At 48.5% G+C, this 17,298-nt stretch carries 19 protein-coding genes; 8 read left to right on the top strand and 11 right to left on the bottom strand.

Annotated elements, in window-relative coordinates:
- The first annotated feature begins 199 nt into the window (after positions 1–199).
- Entirely contained in the window at positions 200–1,273 is a 1,074-nt protein-coding gene (locus SIB83_RS07645) for a formamidase (RefSeq protein ID WP_413745451.1), read from the top strand.
- 197 nt (positions 1,274–1,470) lie between these two features.
- Here SIB83_RS07645 and urtE read toward each other — a convergent pair whose 3' ends face one another.
- From urtE to ureE, 8 genes are all read right to left on the bottom strand, one after another.
- The gene (gene urtE, locus SIB83_RS07640) at positions 1,471–2,202 is read right to left on the bottom strand and encodes an urea ABC transporter ATP-binding subunit UrtE (RefSeq protein ID WP_413745450.1); all 732 of its coding nucleotides are present in this window, start codon (positions 2,200–2,202) and stop codon (positions 1,471–1,473) included.
- A 59-nt stretch (positions 2,203–2,261) separates the two neighbouring features.
- The gene (urtD, locus tag SIB83_RS07635) at positions 2,262–3,011 is read right to left on the bottom strand and encodes an urea ABC transporter ATP-binding protein UrtD (RefSeq protein ID WP_413745449.1); all 750 of its coding nucleotides are present in this window, start codon (positions 3,009–3,011) and stop codon (positions 2,262–2,264) included.
- 38 nt (positions 3,012–3,049) lie between these two features.
- On the bottom strand, positions 3,050–4,186 hold the full coding sequence (gene urtC, locus SIB83_RS07630) for an urea ABC transporter permease subunit UrtC (RefSeq protein WP_413404775.1): 1,137 nt from the start codon (positions 4,184–4,186) through the stop codon (positions 3,050–3,052).
- A gap of 23 nt (positions 4,187–4,209) precedes the next feature.
- Entirely contained in the window at positions 4,210–5,367 is a 1,158-nt protein-coding gene (urtB, locus tag SIB83_RS07625) for an urea ABC transporter permease subunit UrtB (protein ID WP_413745448.1), read from the bottom strand.
- A 72-nt stretch (positions 5,368–5,439) separates the two neighbouring features.
- Positions 5,440–6,744: an urea ABC transporter substrate-binding protein gene (gene urtA, locus SIB83_RS07620; protein ID WP_413404771.1), complete on the bottom strand. Its 1,305-nt coding sequence runs from the start codon at positions 6,742–6,744 to the stop codon at positions 5,440–5,442.
- A 137-nt stretch (positions 6,745–6,881) separates the two neighbouring features.
- Positions 6,882–7,484 (bottom strand): urease accessory protein UreG, encoded by a 603-nt coding sequence (ureG, locus tag SIB83_RS07615; protein WP_413745447.1) that lies wholly within the window; start codon positions 7,482–7,484, stop codon positions 6,882–6,884.
- Positions 7,484–8,155, bottom strand: coding sequence for an urease accessory protein UreF (locus SIB83_RS07610; RefSeq protein WP_413745446.1), 672 nt, complete (start codon positions 8,153–8,155; stop codon positions 7,484–7,486). Before SIB83_RS07610 ends, ureG begins: the two co-directional genes overlap by 1 nt.
- A complete protein-coding gene (gene ureE / locus SIB83_RS07605) occupies positions 8,152–8,646 on the bottom strand; it encodes an urease accessory protein UreE (protein ID WP_413745445.1) in 495 nt (164 codons plus the stop codon). Before ureE ends, SIB83_RS07610 begins: the two co-directional genes overlap by 4 nt.
- 93 nt (positions 8,647–8,739) lie before the next feature.
- On the opposite strand from ureE, the gene SIB83_RS07600 reads away from it, so the two are divergent.
- The 6 genes from SIB83_RS07600 to SIB83_RS07575 all read left to right on the top strand — a co-directional run bounded on the left by SIB83_RS07600 (position 8,740) and on the right by SIB83_RS07575 (position 13,137).
- Complete coding sequence (locus SIB83_RS07600; RefSeq protein ID WP_413747327.1) at positions 8,740–9,666, top strand: urease accessory protein UreD; 927 nt, start codon at positions 8,740–8,742, stop codon at positions 9,664–9,666.
- A 36-nt stretch (positions 9,667–9,702) separates the two neighbouring features.
- Entirely contained in the window at positions 9,703–10,005 is a 303-nt protein-coding gene (locus SIB83_RS07595) for an urease subunit gamma (protein ID WP_413404763.1), read from the top strand.
- A 10-nt stretch (positions 10,006–10,015) separates the two neighbouring features.
- A complete protein-coding gene (locus tag SIB83_RS07590; RefSeq protein ID WP_413745444.1) occupies positions 10,016–10,336 on the top strand; it encodes an urease subunit beta in 321 nt (106 codons plus the stop codon).
- 3 nt (positions 10,337–10,339) lie between these two features.
- Positions 10,340–12,049, top strand: a complete 1,710-nt coding sequence (gene ureC / locus SIB83_RS07585; protein ID WP_413745443.1) for an urease subunit alpha — start codon at positions 10,340–10,342, stop codon at positions 12,047–12,049.
- Positions 12,046–12,801 carry a type 1 glutamine amidotransferase gene (locus SIB83_RS07580; protein ID WP_413745442.1) on the top strand — a complete coding sequence of 252 codons (756 nt, stop codon included), beginning with the start codon at positions 12,046–12,048 and terminating at the stop codon, positions 12,799–12,801. The genes ureC and SIB83_RS07580 overlap by 4 nt, the downstream gene beginning before the upstream one ends.
- Positions 12,802–12,969: 168 nt before the next feature.
- Positions 12,970–13,137 (top strand): DUF4278 domain-containing protein, encoded by a 168-nt coding sequence (locus tag SIB83_RS07575; protein ID WP_413745441.1) that lies wholly within the window; start codon positions 12,970–12,972, stop codon positions 13,135–13,137.
- A gap of 52 nt (positions 13,138–13,189) precedes the next feature.
- Here the strand turns inward: SIB83_RS07575 and SIB83_RS07570 are convergent, their stop codons facing one another.
- From SIB83_RS07570 to SIB83_RS07560, 3 genes are all read right to left on the bottom strand, one after another.
- Positions 13,190–13,678: a redox protein gene (locus SIB83_RS07570; RefSeq protein ID WP_413747326.1), complete on the bottom strand. Its 489-nt coding sequence runs from the start codon at positions 13,676–13,678 to the stop codon at positions 13,190–13,192.
- Positions 13,679–13,760: 82 nt separating this feature from the next.
- Positions 13,761–14,141 (bottom strand): hypothetical protein, encoded by a 381-nt coding sequence (locus tag SIB83_RS07565; protein WP_413745440.1) that lies wholly within the window; start codon positions 14,139–14,141, stop codon positions 13,761–13,763.
- Positions 14,142–14,235: 94 nt separating this feature from the next.
- Positions 14,236–15,933: a glycosyltransferase family 4 protein gene (locus SIB83_RS07560; RefSeq protein ID WP_413745439.1), complete on the bottom strand. Its 1,698-nt coding sequence runs from the start codon at positions 15,931–15,933 to the stop codon at positions 14,236–14,238.
- A gap of 195 nt (positions 15,934–16,128) precedes the next feature.
- On the opposite strand from SIB83_RS07560, the gene SIB83_RS07555 reads away from it, so the two are divergent.
- On the top strand, positions 16,129–17,058 hold the full coding sequence (locus SIB83_RS07555) for a DUF5672 family protein (protein WP_413745438.1): 930 nt from the start codon (positions 16,129–16,131) through the stop codon (positions 17,056–17,058).
- The last annotated feature ends 240 nt before the right edge of the window (positions 17,059–17,298 follow it).

The raw sequence follows: 17,298 nt of genomic DNA, 5'->3' as shown, positions 1-17,298 counted from the left end.
CAAAAGCTTGACACCGTATCTCAAGACACAGAAGACCTAGATGAAGTCGATTAATAACTAACTGGTTAATATTGCTTGGGCCAATAAAAAAATTGATACCTTCGAGAAAACGAAATTGGGCAAATCGAGAAATGGTGAAATCGACTACTCAGCCAATCTTCTGTAGCTGAAACAATATTAAAGGCTACTATTTTTTTCAATGGCTAGTACCGGAAGCGTCAGCGCATGGGATGAAGCATTGCTTACTGCAATGGTTCAATATCCAGTTCCTGTAATTACAGGACCGGAAGATATCCAAATACAAGTCGATAAAATTTGCACCTGCCTAGCCAACACCAAGGCTGGCTATCCAGATCTTGACCTGATTGTTTTTCCGGAATACTCAACACAGGGTCTGAACACCAAGATCTGGACATATGACGAAATGCTGTTGAGGATCGATTCTCCGGAAATCGATAGGTTCCGTCAGGCCTGCAAAGAAAACGATGTCTGGGGCGTCTTTTCCTTGATGGAACAAAACGATGATCCAAGTCTGCCACCATTCAACACAGCAATCATCATCAACTCAGATGGAGAAATTGCTCTCCACTACAGAAAGCTGCAACCCTGGGTACCCATTGAACCTTGGTCACCAGGCAACTATGGAATGCCTGTCTGCGACGGTCCTAAGGGATCAAAACTGGCAGTTTGCATTTGCCATGACGGAATGTTCCCTGAGCTGGCGAGAGAGGCCGCCTACAAAGGCGCCAATGTTTATATCAGAATCTCAGGCTATTCAACACAGGTAAATGATCAGTGGATTCTGACAAACCAAACCAATGCCTGGCAGAATCTGATGTACACAATTTCTGTAAATCTCGCTGGATATGACAATGTATTTTACTACTTTGGAGAAGGAACTGTCTGCAATTACGATGGCAACGTAATTCAACAAGGACAAAGAAATCCTTGGGAGATCGTGACAGCTGAATTGTTCCCTCGCCTTGTTGACAAGGCAAGAGAAAATTGGGCCCTTGAAAACAACATCTTCAACCTAGGCTGCAGAGCTTATGTAGGCAAGCCTGGCGGTGAAAAAGAAAATTATTTGACCTGGGTGAAGGACTTGGCAAATGGCGAGTACAAACTGCCCTGGGACGACAACATTAAGGTAAGAGATGGTTGGAAGTATTATCCAAATGGAGTTCAGCTAGGCCCTCTGCCAGCTAAAGGCAATGGACACAGTTCACAAGCCCCTTCAATAACCGAAGAGACACCTGTAATGGCACAAACATAACGGCAACAAGCAATTAAATTGGAAAGCCTCAGGTTAAACCTGAGGCTTTTTTGTATCAGGATTGAGAGAATGGAATCAAAGAAAGGTGCGAGTTGAAAACACCAGACCTATCAAAAAATGATCATGCCTTCTCAGAAAAATAAACGCTGGTAGCAGATGAGTCGTCTGATTTTTATCATCAGTTAATAGATCCGAAATCAAACAGTTAGAAATTCATCAATCACTGCATCAGACAATGATCCTGTTGGGCCACTGGAAACAATGCCTCCCCGCTGCATCGCATAATAAAAACTTGATTTTTTTACAAAGTGAAGATGTTGCTCAACAAGCAGCACACTAATACCAGTCTCGCGAACAATTCTCTCGACAGCATTTTCAATATCAAGGATAATTGATGGCTGAATACCCTCTGTAGGCTCATCTAACAGTAGTAACTTGGGCTTGCCGAGCAAAGCACGCGCAATTGCAAGTTGCTGCTGTTGTCCACCACTGAGATCTCCTCCGCGCCTGTTCAGAAATTGTTCGAGAATTGGAAATAGCTCAAAAACAATTGGGTCAATATGCCGATTTTTCGCTAAACCTCCGGGAAGCGACTCCATTCCTAAAAGTAGATTTTCTTTGACAGTAATACGAGGAATAATATCGCGACCTTGAGAGACATAACCAATACCATGCCTGGCACGTTGATAAGGCGGTTGCGACATAAGAGATGTGCCACTGTAGTCAATACTTCCACTGGACTGATTTAGCAGTCCGATAATTGTCTTCAAAAAAGTAGTTTTCCCAACACCATTTCGCCCAATCAGGCAGACCATTTCTCCAACTGGGATATGAAGATCCACATTTCTCAGAATATGACTTTCACCATAATAAACATTTAAATCCGAGACATTCAGAATAGACTGTGGTGACGCAGTAGTGGAATTCATGGGAATCAAAAAGAATGGTTGAGCAAATCTATATAACTAAAGTTGCCAGCTAAGTAATATTAGTGGTCATCAGCCTGGCCAAGATAAACCTCGATAACTCTAGGATCCTGCTTTACATCTTCAATCATTCCTTGGGTCAATAATTGACCTTGATGTAGCACAGTAACTGGTGCCCCGAGGTCTCGAATAAACTCCATATCATGCTCAATAACTACAACCGTATGGTCTCCCGCCAGTGATTTGATGAGTTCCGCTGTTCTGGATGTTTCTTCATCAGTAAGACCAGCGACAGGTTCGTCCAAGAGAATCACATCCGGAGATTGTGCTACAAGCATCGAAATAGCAAGCCATTGCTTTTGACCATGGGAAAGAGATCCAGCCTCAGCTTTTGCATAAGGTGCAAGACCCACATAATCCATAATGCGATGAACTTCATCCTTCACTGTTGAAGTCAAGGTTTCGAACATTAACTTGAAAGGAGATTTGTTTGGAGAAGCAGCAAACTCAAGGTTTCGGATCACAGAAAGGTTCTCAAAAACACGAGGCGTTTGAAACTTGCGTCCAACACCAAGTCGAGAAATTTTCTGCTCAGACAAACCGAGAATACTCTGACCACGCAAAGAAACGGAGCCCTTTGTTGGCTTGACCTTACCGGTGATAACATCCAAAAAAGTTGTTTTTCCTGCACCATTGGGACCAATAATCGACCGGAGTTCTCCAGGATGTAATGCAAGAGAAAGATCGGTTAGAGCAAAAAAGCCATCAAAATCAACACTTACGTCATTCAACTCAAGGATTGGCGTTGGCATAGTAAAAAGGGAAAAGAGAAAACAATGAATGAATACGTTTATTTCTGGGTAATAGTTTTAGGCTCTAAGTTAATCTGCTCGTCAACATCGATACGGGGGTAAGTTTTGGACCTTTTTGTGATTCCAAAAGCAGCCAACATGGAAGACAAGCCACCCTTGGTAATCCACCCATAGATGCCATCAGGCATCAACACAACAACAAAGATGAAAAGGCCACCCTGAACAAAAAGCCAAGCCTCAGGCAAAGCCTCACTCACAAGACTACGCAGATAGTTAACCAGAACAGCACCAATAACTGGGCCTATTAGTGTTCCTCGCCCGCCCACAGCAACCCAAATCACCATTTCAATTGACATGGAAATAGCCATATACTGGGGTGAAACAATGCCAGATTGAACGGTGTATAAGGCACCTGATATTCCAGCTAATCCGCCAGCCACAAGAAAAACAATTACTTTAAATGGAACAGGATTGAATCCTGAAAATCTCACGCGTGCTTCATCATCACGAATACCGATCAGTGCATCCCCAAAACGTCCCGTTGTAAGAAACCTGCACAAAAGAAAGGCAAAAGGAAGCAGGATTAAAGTAATGCGGTAAAACAACAATTGCGCGTCATCAGAGCCTACGATCATGCCGAAAATTTCTGTTGTAGAGGTTTTAAGACCATTAGTTCCATTAACGAGCTTCTGTTGCCCATTGAAAAAATGGTAAAAAACCATCAATGTGGCTTGGGTAATAATTGAAAAATAAACACCTTTAATTCTGTTTCTAAAGATGAGATAGCCCACCAAACCAGCGATAACCGCTGGCACGACCCATATCGCGATTAAAGTAATTGGGAAAGACCAGAATGGCTCCCAGAAAAAAGGGAGATTATCAACACCATAGTTCTCAAAAAACTTTGGAAGTCCATTGGCGCCAGTTGTAAAGTCATTATTAGTTACAAGCAATAAGTGCATCGCGATGGCATAGCCACCAAGTGCAAAAAAGATACCTTGTCCGAGGCTTAAGAGACCAGTATATCCCCAAATAAGGTCGATACCAAGAGCTACAATTGCAAGTGAAAAATAACGACCGAAAAGATTCAGTCGAAACTGAGACAGAATGGCTGGCAGTACAAAGAAAGCAAATGCAAGAAGAATCCAGGGGATTAGCTGACGGAAGAGTTTCATGAGTAAGGGGTGAAAAAAATAAATTAGACCTCAACAGAGCGTCCCTTTTGAGGGAACATCCCTGTTGGCTTGAACTGCAAAAAGGCAATAATAAATATAAAAATCAAAACGTAAGACATACTTGTTGTGGCAAAGAATTCAACAACTGCTGCTGCAGCTGCTGGCATATCTGGGAAAGCAATTAATAGGGAGCCGGATCCAATTATGGATTGAATAATACCCAGCATTAATGAAGCAATCACTGTTCCAACAAGATTTCCCACTCCTCCCAAAACAATAACCATAAAACAAGACACAATATATGCTGCACCGAGATTTGGACCAACAGATCCAAGCAAAGTGATGGCTGAACCGGCAACGCCAGCCAAGCCAGATCCAATTCCAAATGTAATACTGTCGACACTATCTGTTGGAATACCGAGGCAATTACTCATCTGGCGATTCTGAGTAACAGCTCGAATTCGAAGACCCCAAACACTTTTGGTTAGGAACCAAGCAACAAAAGCTAGCAACAAAGCAGCTAAGACAATGATGAAAATACGAATGCCAGGAAGCTCAATTCCAGCAATTGATCCCCAACTTCCTTGTAACCACTTCGGTGCAGTGACATCAATATTTCTAGGCCCAAACCAAGGCTTTGCTAAAGCCTTTGACTCAGACATGAGTGAAATCGCAATAAAGCCAACAATGGCAGATATCACCCATGAAACACCAGATAGATAGGGATAAAACGATGCTTTACGGAGGCTAAAAGGTGTGTATTTTTTGGCCGCAAAGCCGAGAACCAGCGCAAGTACAATACCTATCGCCATACTGGTGGAGACACTTCGAATAAATTGGATTAAAACAAGACTGACGCCCCATGTAGCTAACAATGTTTCCAGAGGACGTCCGTATAGCTGTCGAATCAAAGTCCTCTCTAGAAGAACTCCAACTAATGCCGTAATGATAAAAGCAAAAAATAAGGCAACGATGTAATAGAGCTGAAAAATGCCATCCCCAAGAGGCTTGAATAAATTCTGAACGACAAAGGTGACGTACGCGCCAACCATCATCAGTTCACCATGCGCGAGGTTAATGACACCCATCAATCCAAACACAATTGCCAAACCAGTAGCAGCTAGCAACAGAACAGCTCCAATACTGATGCCATCCAAAAGCTGTGAAAAAATTAGTTCCATGAGTGCATATATAAAAAAAGATGGGCCTCAAATAATTGTTGCCCATCTAAGAAATCATTTCAGACGTAATAGTTACATCTTGAACTTGCCAGCGTCAGCACGATCAAGAGTCCAGTCACACTTGTAACCCTTTGTCTCCGGAACATATTGATTCCAGGTAATTGGAGCGACTGGTGTCTTGCTATCCCAAAGAATCTTGAATTGACCATCGTCTTGAGCTTCACCAATTCGGACTGTTTGGGAAATGTGGTGATTTGGATACATCTCAATCGGTCCTTGGGGAGCATCAAGTTTGATGCCAATCAATGCAGTCCTGACAGCGTCAAGATCCTCATAAGTTCCTGCTTTTTCAACTGCAGCCTTCCATAGATAAACCATGTTATAGGCAGACTCCATGGGATCATTAGTGACTCGATCGTCACCATATTCCGCCAGGAAAGCTTCGTTGAAATTGTTAGCAGCCTCAGTCCCAAGGGACATAAAATAGTTCCAGGCGGCATAAGTTCCACCAACATACTCAGGTCCAATCTGGCGTATTTCTTCCTCAGCAATAGAGAAAGACATGATTGGATATTTGTCAGGCGTGATTCCCGCGGCCTTGAATTGCTTAAACAAGGCAACGTTAGAATCTCCATTTAGAGTATTAATGATGATTCCCCCGTCCGGAAACTCCTTTTTGATCTTGGCAATAATAGGAGCAACCTCAGTATTACCAAGGGGTATGTAATCCTCACCAACAGTTTCGCCACCGAGACTCTTGACCTGTTCTTTAATAATGGTGTTAGCTGTTCTTGGATAAACGTAATCAGAACCTACCAAGTAGACCTTCTTGCCATATTTGTCGCCAAAAGTCTCAAAAAGCCAGTCAACTGCTGGTTCGGCTTGTTGATTTGGTACTGCTCCGGTATAGAAAATATTTTTGGAGCATTCCTGACCTTCGTATTGGATTGGATAGAAGAGGAAATGATCTTTTGCTTCATAGACAGGAAGCATGGCTTTACGACTTGCGGAAGTCCATCCACCAAAGACAACAGCTACACCGTCAGCATCAATCAGTTTCTGAGACTTCTCGGCAAATGTTGGCCAATCAGAAGCACCATCTTCAGAGGTACTCACAATTCGGTAACTTTTGCCATCGATTTTCACACCTCCAGCTTCATTAATCTCTTTGATGGCCATCTCCTCAGTTTCTTTCAATGTGGTTTCAGAGATGGCCATAGTCCCACTCAAGGAGTGGAGAATACCTACTTTGATGTCTCCATCAAAATTACCAGCTGTATTACTTCCGCCTCCACCGCCACCGCAAGCTGTGACTGATACACCCACAGCAGAGGCAGCAAGGCCGGCGAAGATGCGCTTTGAAAGCGAGAAATTCATTGCACGTTTACTAAATGATTAGCGCCGACCATGTCAGCTTTCTAACCATGAACGCTTGCCTAAATAGTATTTGTGACTGCTGCTACATTTTCTTTTCCACAGACTGAGTAAAAATTAGCAAGGTAGCTGTTGTAACATCAAATTGGTATTTGTCGCAACAAAAACTGTTCGATTGTGTTTAGGCCGTCACCCGAACGCAGATTGGTAAAACACCATGGACGACCATTACGCATCGTAATTGTGTCGCGTGCCATCACTTCAAGGCTCGCACCCACGTGAGGAGCAAGATCAGTCTTGTTAATCACCAAAAAATCCGATCTTGTGATTCCCGGACCTCCTTTGCGAGGGATCTTATCGCCAGCTGCAACATCAATCACATAAATGCAGAGGTCAACCAGCTCAGGACTGAAACTGGCGGCAAGATTGTCACCACCACTTTCAACAAAAACCAAATCCAAGCCGCTGAACTGGTTCTCCAGTTCATTCACAGCCGCCCGATTGATCGAACAATCTTCACGGATGGCCGTGTGAGGGCAACCACCGGTCTCCACACCGCGTATACGCTCTGGTGCCAAAGCACCTACCCGAGTCAAAAACTGAGCATCCTCCTGGGTAAAAATGTCGTTGGTGACCACAGCCAACTCAAGTTGCTCTCGCAATCGCAAGCAGAGAGCTTCAACCAATGCCGTCTTACCAGAGCCAACAGGACCAGCGATACCAACGCGTAACTTGCTAGTCATCAACTTCGAAATAAGCGGGAATAAAGCTCTCGATGCGCAAGTTGTGCCATAGAAGCGCCCACACCACTGGACCACAACTCCGACTCAGTCATGCCTGACAAACATTCAGCCGCAGTAATAATCCTGGGTTTCATACGCTGTTGAAGAACTTGAGCGCGAGTTGGGCCCAAAGGCACTAGGCGTACTGCTGCACTGAGTTGATTGGCAACCCAAGCGTAGAGGTACCCCACAACCATGTCTCTCTCTGGAACCTGCAATGACGTTGAGGCCCAAGCCCAGGCCGCTGGCCAACTCAGTGATATCTGCTCTGGCAAGGGATGATTCATTTCGACAAGAAGCTGAAGCAGCGCACCCCCCATCTGACACTGCTGTTCCCGCACCTCGGCAGCTTCACGGTTTGCCAGCAGCCAGCTATCAAGCTCGATCAACCGACACCTTGCCATAGAGTCTTTGTTGACCTTCCAACGCCTCAAATCAGCAACTAGTTGTGGAAGTGCTGCCGCCTCAAAACGCAAATTTCCCTGCTGGAGTTCAGCAATCAACCACTGCTCGATTCCCTCCTCGTCAGTCAGCTCACAGCTCTGAATCAAAGCCTCCAAACCCTCTGAGTAACTAAACGCCCCAACTGGCAAAGCAGGACTGACCAGTTGGAGTAAATCAAGCGATGTCATACCGAAGGGCTTCCATGACCATGCGCATGACCAGCCTCATAGGCACCGCACTCAGGGAGAAAAGGCTTTTCACAGGAAGTCACCGTAAGCCCACGGCTCCTCAACATTGAGGCCAGAACAGCATCTTCAGGCAGAAAAAACTCCCGTTCATGCAGCTCAAGCGCCACATGTCGATTTCCCAAGTGATAAGCGGCCTGCATCAGCTGGAGCGGGGTGTCAGCACGAACAGACAACAGAGGTTCAAATGCCGCCATCACATCAATTTGAAAGGTGAACTCCCGATCGAAAAGATGATCACCAGGCTGCAAAGCTCCATCACGAGGTAGATGAAGCAACACCGCATGTCCACAACGCGTACGGCGAAGAACACGGAACACCTTGCGTTCCGCCGCTGTTAGGGGCAATTGCATCCGATTCACAGGTCTCACACCACAACAACCTTCAACGCTGTTGCGGTGCTCCAGAAGGATCACATGTTCAACCACCACCATGCCCAAACTGATCCAGAGCCTGCCCAAGACCGAAGCCTTCTTTTCGTGTGTTTTGCTACAGAGTGATCGGTGGCCGCCATCGACTTTGGTGTGATGCAACGCCTCGATCCTTGGCAAGGTCACTGCAGACTGCAGTTTTTGCAGCAAGGTGATCGCACCATCCACCAAGGCGGCTGTAGTGCTCCCTTCAAATTGCTGCGTGCCGAAAACGGTGATAACGGACGCCGTGAGATTCCGCTTCTGCACACTGCTGGCGGACTGGTGGGCGGAGACAGACTCAACATCGAACTTGATCTCGGAACCAACTGCCGCAGCCTGATCACCAGCGTTGCGGCCCAAAAGGTCTATGGCTCCATCGGCCGCAGCCGTCTTAGTCCGAAAGGCTCCTGGGTAGAGCAACACGTGAACTGCCAACTCAGCAGCAACAGCGATTTGGAATGGCTGCCACAGGAACTCGTGGTCTATGCCGACGCGCTCTATGAACAAGAACTCACAGTGCGCTTACCAGAAAACGCCTCATTCCTTGGGGCCGAAATTGTTCGTCTTGGCCGAACGGCAGCTGGCGAAACACTGCAACAAGGCCGCTGGCGTTCTGCTTTGAGCATCCAACGGCTAAGCGAAAACAGGTCAGCTCCAAAGCGCTGGGAACTGGTGGACAGAATCGAGCTGGCAGATGCCAGCCTTGACGCTCTGCATGGCCTGCACCACCAACCAGTCTTCGGATCTTTGGTTTGGGCCGCACCAATGCCGATGCAAGGCGACACCATCAAGGCGTTAGTCGATGGCGCGCATGATGATCGCAAGGGACTCGAAGGAAAGATGCGCTGTGGTGCACTCCAACAGGGATTCGTCGCCCGCTATGTGGGTCCATCAAGCAGAGACGCCCGTTACTGGTTCAGCCGCATTTGGAGACACACCCGTCTTTTGAGAAACCTAAAAGCACCAAGAATTCCAAGAGTCTGGCCTCTACAGGAACAGCCGTTGCAGGGATCACTGTTCACTACGAACCTTGCGTCCTGACCAACAGCGACACACTGAATTGGACCAAAGCTTCCAATGCAACTCAGTCCCCAGGAAAAAGACAAACTCCTGATCGTGACCGCAGCACTGCTGGCCGAGCGACGCCTCAAGCGTGGCCTCCATCTCAATCATCCTGAAGCGGTGGCCTGGCTCAGTTTTCTGATCCTCGAAGGGGCACGCGATGGACAAACCGTGGCCGAGCTCATGCAAGCAGGCACCACATGGTTGCGACGCGATCAGGTCATGGAAGGGGTCGCCGAATTAGTGCAGGAAGTGCAAATCGAAGCTGTGTTCCCCGATGGCACCAAGCTCGTCACGCTTCACGACCCGATCCGCTGAAAACTGACCTATGACACCTTTGATTCCTGGCGAACTGCTCTCAGAACCAGGCGAAATCGAACTCAACGCAGGCCGCCCCACCACGACCATCAGCGTGGCTAACGGTGGCGATCGGCCTGTTCAGGTGGGATCTCATTTCCACTTTGCAGAAGCCAATGCAGCCCTCCAGTTCGACCGAGACATTGCCCGTGGCCAGCGACTCGACATCCCTGCCGGAACGGCAATCCGTTTTGAGCCGGGAGACAGTCGCGACGTCAACCTGATTCCGTTGGCCGGTGCCCGTCGGGTGATTGGTTTCAACGGTCTCATCAATGGCCCCCTTGACGCCTGATCCATGCCCTACCGCATTTCCCGACAGGCCTACGCCGAAACCTACGGCCCCACAACCGGAGACCGCCTGCGTCTTGCAGACACGGATCTGATCCTGGAGGTGGAAAAGGATTACACCGTCTATGGCGATGAGGTGAAGTTCGGCGGCGGCAAGGTCATCCGAGACGGGATGGGTCAATCACAAACATCGCGGGCCAAAGGAGCCGTTGACACGGTGATCACCAACGCCGTGATCCTCGACTGGTGGGGAATCATCAAGGCCGATGTGGGTCTCAGAGACGGCCGCATTGTTGGTATCGGCAAAGCCGGTAATCCCGACACACAGGAGGGAGTAACAATCGTGGTGGGTCCCGGCACCGAAGCGATTGCAGGCGAGGGCCACATCCTCACAGCAGGCGGGATCGACACCCATATCCATTTCATCTGCCCCCAGCAGATTGAGACGGCATTAGCCAGCGGCGTTACCACCCTGATGGGTGGAGGTACGGGTCCGGCAACCGGCACCAACGCCACCACATGCACCCCAGGGGCGTTCCACATCGGCAGGATGCTTCAGGCCGCCGAAGGGCTTCCCGTGAACTTGGGATTCTTCGGCAAGGGCAATGCCAGCACTCCCGAAGCACTGGAAGAGCAGGTGCGCGCGGGAGCCTGCGGTCTCAAGCTGCATGAAGACTGGGGCACCACACCGGCCTCGATCGATGCCTGCCTTTCAGTGGCCGACCGGATGGATGTGCAGGTCTGCATCCACACCGACACGCTGAACGAGGCCGGTTTCGTTGAAGACACGATTGCCGCCATCAAGGGCCGAACGATTCATACCTTCCATACCGAGGGCGCAGGTGGCGGTCACGCCCCTGACATCATCAAAATCTGCGGGGAAACCAATGTGCTGCCCAGTAGCACCAACCCCACCCGGCCGTACACCACCAACACGCTCGAGGAACACCTCGACATGCTGATGGTCTGCCACCATCTGGACCCGAGGATTCCCGAAGACGTGGCCTTTGCCGAGTCACGGATCCGACGCGAAACCATTGCGGCAGAGGACATTCTTCACGACCTTGGTGCCTTCTCCATCATTGCCAGTGATTCCCAGGCCATGGGTCGTGTCGGCGAGGTGATCACCCGAACCTTCCAGACAGCTCACAAGATGAAGGTGCAGCGCGGCCCGCTGCCAGAAGACACCGACCGCAACGACAACCATCGACTGAAGCGATACATCGCCAAGGTGACCATCAATCCTGCACTCGCCCATGGCATCAGCAGCGAAGTGGGATCCATTGAAACCGGCAAGCATGCTGATCTGGTGCTTTGGAAGCCAGGCTTCTTCGGCATCCGACCTGAGCTGGTGATCAAGGGCGGTTCGATTGTCTGGGCTCAGATGGGTGATGCCAACGCTTCAATTCCCACCCCGGGGCCAGTGCACGGCCGCCCGATGTTCGGCGCTTTTGGTAAGGCGCTTGCACCCAGCTGCCTCACCTTCATGAGCGCTGCTGCGATGGATGCCGATCTACAACGACAGTTAGGGCTTGAACGAACCTGTATGGCGGTGACGGACACCCGCGAAGTCAACAAAAGCTCCCTGAAGCTCAACTCCGCCCTGCCGAAGATGAGCGTCGACCCTCAGACCTACGAGGTGTTCGCTGATGACAAGCTGCTCAGCTGTGAGCCAGCCGACGTGCTGCCACTCTCCCAGCGCTACCTCCTGCTGTGAATCACTCCCTGCTGGTGATTCAACACGTTGATCACGAGGGTCCTGATCTGATCGGTGAACTCGCGATGCAACGGGAAATGAGCATCCAGACGATCCGTCCAGATCTCGGAGAGCAACTACCCGACCCGGCCAGCACTCCAGACACCATTGCTGTGGTGCTTGGAGGACCGATGGGGGTGAACCAGCGCAACGAGCCGCGGATGGATTGGCTTCAGCATGAACTGGAGTGGCTGTCGAGCTGGCATCAACAGAAAAAACCAGTGTTGGGAATCTGCCTGGGGGCCCAGCTGCTGGCCGTGGCGGCAGGAGGATCGGTGGAGCCGCTCAGCGTGGGAGAACCATCTGCACCACTGAAGGAACTGGGCATTGGAGCCATCCACTGGCAGGTCAACCACAGCGAAGAACCGCTACTCGATGGCCTTGATCCCACTGCACTGGTCCTGCACTGGCATGGCGACCGCATCCGACTCCCCAATGACGCAACGTTGCTTGGCTCGTCACTGCACTGCCCAGAGCAGGTGTTCAAAATCGACCGACATGCCGTCGGCCTTCAGTGCCACCTCGAGATTTCAGAACCAAACCTGGAGCGATGGATTCAAGCCGACGCCGCTTACATCGTTAGCGCAATGGGAAGGAACGGAGCCGACAAGCTACGCCACGATTGGAAGCGACTCGGCGGCAATCTGCAAAAGAGTGGAACCCAGTTGTTCACGAATGTGTTCAAACAGCTACAAAACATCAACAGTCACTAAGTCAAAAACTTTTCGAAACTGGCATGAGCTTGAACACCAAAACAACAATCGACTCGATCACAATCGATATGTAGTCGTTACGACACAACGTTCACTTCATCCTCGGGTGAAGCGCAGTACGACTCAGGCCATGGAACGGGGACCTGAGCTTGCTTCGGAGAACTGATCATGAGCACACTTCTCTATCGCAGCCACAGCTACGACCAGCACAAAGAGTGTGCAAAAAAAACAGCTGTCAAACTCACGTATCGCCGGCAGGTCTATCAAACACGTCGGGCAGAAGCCCAACGGGCAACAGTTGAGTTGAAATACCGGGGTATTGCTTACATCCTCTGAATTGGCGCTGATACCAGTCGTACTCGCTGAAAATGACTTGTAAAAATCTGACTTAAGCCGCTTGAGGCAGTGGGCTGACCCCATACAGCTGGGTTTGGGGAGCCGATGTCGTTGCCGCCATCAGCGATGGAATCCTCGCACTGTTGTAGACGCGAAATTCCTGCGCAAGGGATACTCCAGGCTTTCGAACAGCCTGGTTCAACACCACAGAGCCATCCGTATCAGAGATGGATCGGTGAAACGTCCGCGGAGGAATACGCAGGATGTCGCCACCACTTTCAAGCCGAACAATGTGAAACGGCTGCTTCCAGACCAGATTCACGAGATAAAACGTTCGTCCTCCACTGGCGGCCAGAAGATTATCTTCCTGATTGGGGTGCATATAAAACTGCCAGGCGCATGTCTCCGGGTCATCCGTCGGACTCACGGCAGGACCGGAGTGAATCACCAGGTCACGGGCATTCGACGTCTCGACCGTGACGTCGAAAAAACGCACGGAAGGGGTGTCGCGAAACCGCTCATAAGACAACAGTTCAAACATCACCGATGGGCTCATTCATGGCCCGAATACTGAACTGCTCTTACCAAGACTTCTCGGCTCAAACAGTGGCGTCGATCACGGTTCATCCACCTAAGTAAGCCATTTCCGCGCGAGGTGCCGCCCCTGAAGCAGCTCGGCCTTCTTCGCTGTAATGATCCTGCCTCCGCTGATTGAGAGTACAGATCGCTCGCTCCAGGTCATGATCACTGGTCATGGCCGGTTTCAGATCCGTTCCTTGCCCTGCAAACAGACACGTGAAGGCTTGTCCGTTAGCAGTAATGCGCAGCCTGTTGCAGCCTGCGCAGAACGGCTCACTGATGGAGGCGACCACACCAATGGCAGCGACGCCATCGCGGTAACGCCAGCGCAGGGCAGTACCACCAGGTGATCGACAGAGTGACAACAACGGCCATTGGCGACTGATGCGATCAACCATCACAGCTGCAGGCAGGACCTGCTCCATGGCTCAGCAGCGTGGTCAAATCCACCCAAACGAGCGGTCTCAAGACCAACCAGCACCTTCAGTATCAGATTGATGAATGACATTCACAATTACACTATGAGACAATTGACAAAAGCCCATACTTACAAAGCCAACTGAGCGTAAGCAAGACGTGTTCCCCTCGAGACGGTAAAAACAAATCTTTTATTTCACGGACAGAACAACATTGCTTGCTTTGTAGATGTGACCTCAAAAGATCTAACTCTTTCTTGTTTAAACGAAAATTGCTGTAAGCACTGTTTAGCTTCACGCTCTGAAGCTGTTGCCAATTGAAATCCCACTGGTCTGGCTTTACGCCACATTGAACAAAATCATCATCACCAAGGCTTGCCGTGGCGAATCTCAGGAAGTCTACAAACGGATTCCCGCGGGAAGGATGAATTCTGACAGACGTGGGCTCTGCGTCATCATGTTCAGCCTGATAATGCTGACGACATGATTCAAGCTCGGAGAATAATTCTTTGTACTGACTGACAACCACAGGCCAGGAAAAAGTAGACTTGACCCTGGCACGGCCAGCTTCACCCATCCTTTTGCGCAATGATGGTGAATCAATTAGAGAAAGAAGCGCTTGAGAAGCAGAACGCACATCCACAGATATGTGTTGAGCCAAAGAGCCAACATAATTTTGATATGTGGTTAGTTCTAGGGCATGACTGTTAGCCAGCACAATGCCAAGATCCTGCAACTCTGGAAACAAAGTGGGAATAAGAAAGCCATCGATTTCATCACGAATTGTCAGCCGGTAGCCGTCCCAATCGCTAGCAACAACAGGCAACCCGGAAGCCATGGCCTCGAGGGGAGTCAAGCCGAAAGTCTCTTGAATATTGTCAACGAGAGACAAAAAGATGTCTGCGATATTCCAGGCAGCAGAAACCACCTCTGGCTTATTACCATCGAGAAACGAAACTTTTACGCTGGGTGATAATTTTTGAGCAGCTTCTAAATAAAGCTTGTAATCATCTTCACCTCGAGGAAACCAGCCTACCATTAAAAAATGCACAGACTTCGATGTCTGCGATGCTGCTTGTTCAACAGCAAGAAACATACTCTGAGGAAACGCCTTTTCAAAAAAGGAAAGTCTTCCTACCCATAACACAACAATATCATCAGAATCGATCTGTAATTTTGATCTGAGTCTTGATGCAAACTCTACCGACACATCGGGAGATGCTTCAGGGAGATCAACAGCCAAGGGAATCAATGGCAATTGAGGACGTTGAATACATTGACCTCCAAAACGTTCAAAAACATATTCTTCATACATGTCAAAAAGATTCCGAACATTGTCCTGAACTGCAGGTGATGTGCAGATCAAAGCATCCCACGGCTGAACAGGCGCAAACAGCGTCTCACCGATACGCTCACGTATCCGAGCTGGCGCAACCGTGTGAATCAATCCGGTAAGACTAAATTTAGAATCTGAGCATTGAGATCTTCTCCACCAGGCAAGCTCGCTGAGATAGGGTTGACCTCGGAGCAGGGTCCCCGACGATTTCACCGATTCAATCTCACTGGTAGGTACTGAACAAATATCAGTAGCCTGGAGATCAAGAGCATACAAATCCTTGCGAAGTTCATTTGAAGAAACTTTGGCCTGATTAAGAATATCAACTCTGGCAAAATCTCCCCAACGAACCAATGCTCGATATAGTGCCGCGTTGGCGACATCCTTCCCAAAAGGATTATTGACATCAACCAATCTCCCTGGAGGGTGAAAAATTGCTAAATGATTTAAAGACAAAAGACCCATTGGCAACCTTAATGTAATTATGAGTGATCAATGCAAGATCGTCCACAATTTGCAGTTTGCAATATTTTTATATCAACGAAATAGGTCAGCACCTTGGCCCTGAGATCAATTTAATCTGAGAATTAGCATGAAAGAAGGATTGATATGACATAAGCTAAACTGAAGTAAAATTCAGCATCAGCTGAAAAATTCACCATGCCCTCACGCTTAAGAAGTCTGGAACGATATCGCGTGAATGCTTTCAACGCGCACTGCCAAATCATTCAGATGCAGTTTCTCGAACCATGGGTTCAATCGATACGGAATAAATCAGCCGAGGATATAAATGTGCTTTCAGAATCCTGGTCAAAAGAAAATATTGGCGCAATCATCATTGATGAACGGGCGACACCTCAGTTAAGAGCCGCAGTTCTCAATACTTTGTTAATGGGAATACGACGATGGAAAGTCTCTCTTTACACGACTCCCAAGGCATTGGATGGCATGAAGACCTTATTCAAGGATCTGGGAAACTTAGTTGAAATCAACTGCCTGGAGCAAACAGGTTCTGAGTTTGGCTGGAACGGATACAACCAACTTTTGAAAAGTGCTGACTTCTGGCAACGCCTGGGATACTCAAAAGCTCTTATATTTCAAACTGATACCCTTCTGATTAAACCTATCGATATTGATTACTTCAAATATGATTACGTAGGTTCTCCCTGGGCGAAGAACCGCTACGACTCCCATTCATTTCCAAGATACTCAGAAACACTCAATCGCATCGAAGCTACCACAGAATCTCGCATTTATTGCAGCTCCGTGCCTGATGGCTTGATCAACGGAAATGGCGGACTAAGTATTAGGAGTCCAGAGCTTATGGCTGATATATGTATCAACCATTCCAAAGAATCTCCGCAAGATGAAGCAGAGGACATCTTTTTTGCAAAACACATCAGCTCAAGTGGTCGTGCTATAGCACCTCCAGAAATTGTAGAAAATTTTTGTTGCGAGACGGAGTACCGGAACACATACGGCGCTCACGCAGCATGGCGATACATCGATGCAAGGGACTGTGCTGCTCTTTATGAGGAGCACTGCAAACATGTTATGGCAATGGTCGAAGCATCCACACCCAAGACATAAAGTCAAAAGGCAAATTAACAGCTTCAAAGTTAAGGCAAACTAGCTGAATATATCGATACAACCTCCAACTCAATGATCAAATGGAGTCGACAGCAAGTTATGCTAGTTTGTTTCGACTAATACAGCAAATAGAGTACTTCTTAAACAACAAAAAATGATTTCAAAACTGGGCAATATAGCGACCTAAGCGGGGAAAGAAAGCCAGTCGTGCTGAGCAATATAATAATTTTCACTCAGCAC

It is taken from the genome of Synechococcus sp. MIT S9507, from assembly GCF_047304715.1.
In the GTDB taxonomy this organism is placed as follows: Bacteria; Cyanobacteriota; Cyanobacteriia; order PCC-6307; family Cyanobiaceae; genus Synechococcus_C.
The sequence above is the reverse complement of the archived record's forward strand: the minus strand, read 5'-3'. Positions and strand labels throughout refer to the sequence as shown.

Excerpts from the sequence above, each read along its gene's own strand:
- ureE (WP_413745445.1), bottom strand. The coding sequence starts at position 8,646 with ATGGTGGTGGTTGAACATGTGATCCTTCTGGAGCACCGCAACAGCGTT.
- SIB83_RS07565 (WP_413745440.1), bottom strand. The coding sequence starts at position 14,141 with ATGGAGCAGGTCCTGCCTGCAGCTGTGATGGTTGATCGCATCAGTCGC.
- SIB83_RS07560 (WP_413745439.1), bottom strand. The coding sequence starts at position 15,933 with ATGGGTCTTTTGTCTTTAAATCATTTAGCAATTTTTCACCCTCCAGGG.
- SIB83_RS07595 (WP_413404763.1), top strand. The coding sequence starts at position 9,703 with ATGCAACTCAGTCCCCAGGAAAAAGACAAACTCCTGATCGTGACCGCA.
- SIB83_RS07610 (WP_413745446.1), bottom strand. The coding sequence starts at position 8,155 with ATGACATCGCTTGATTTACTCCAACTGGTCAGTCCTGCTTTGCCAGTT.
- SIB83_RS07575 (WP_413745441.1), top strand. The coding sequence starts at position 12,970 with ATGAGCACACTTCTCTATCGCAGCCACAGCTACGACCAGCACAAAGAG.
- urtB (WP_413745448.1), bottom strand. The coding sequence starts at position 5,367 with ATGGAACTAATTTTTTCACAGCTTTTGGATGGCATCAGTATTGGAGCT.
- urtA (WP_413404771.1), bottom strand. The coding sequence starts at position 6,744 with ATGAATTTCTCGCTTTCAAAGCGCATCTTCGCCGGCCTTGCTGCCTCT.
- SIB83_RS07555 (WP_413745438.1), top strand. The coding sequence starts at position 16,129 with ATGCCCTCACGCTTAAGAAGTCTGGAACGATATCGCGTGAATGCTTTC.
- urtD (WP_413745449.1), bottom strand. The coding sequence starts at position 3,011 with ATGCCAACGCCAATCCTTGAGTTGAATGACGTAAGTGTTGATTTTGAT.
- SIB83_RS07600 (WP_413747327.1), top strand. The coding sequence starts at position 8,740 with ATGCAACGCCTCGATCCTTGGCAAGGTCACTGCAGACTGCAGTTTTTG.
- urtE (WP_413745450.1), bottom strand. The coding sequence starts at position 2,202 with ATGAATTCCACTACTGCGTCACCACAGTCTATTCTGAATGTCTCGGAT.
- SIB83_RS07590 (WP_413745444.1), top strand. The coding sequence starts at position 10,016 with ATGACACCTTTGATTCCTGGCGAACTGCTCTCAGAACCAGGCGAAATC.
- urtC (WP_413404775.1), bottom strand. The coding sequence starts at position 4,186 with ATGAAACTCTTCCGTCAGCTAATCCCCTGGATTCTTCTTGCATTTGCT.
- ureG (WP_413745447.1), bottom strand. The coding sequence starts at position 7,484 with ATGACTAGCAAGTTACGCGTTGGTATCGCTGGTCCTGTTGGCTCTGGT.
- SIB83_RS07645 (WP_413745451.1), top strand. The coding sequence starts at position 200 with ATGGCTAGTACCGGAAGCGTCAGCGCATGGGATGAAGCATTGCTTACT.
- ureC (WP_413745443.1), top strand. The coding sequence starts at position 10,340 with ATGCCCTACCGCATTTCCCGACAGGCCTACGCCGAAACCTACGGCCCC.
- SIB83_RS07570 (WP_413747326.1), bottom strand. The coding sequence starts at position 13,678 with ATGTTTGAACTGTTGTCTTATGAGCGGTTTCGCGACACCCCTTCCGTG.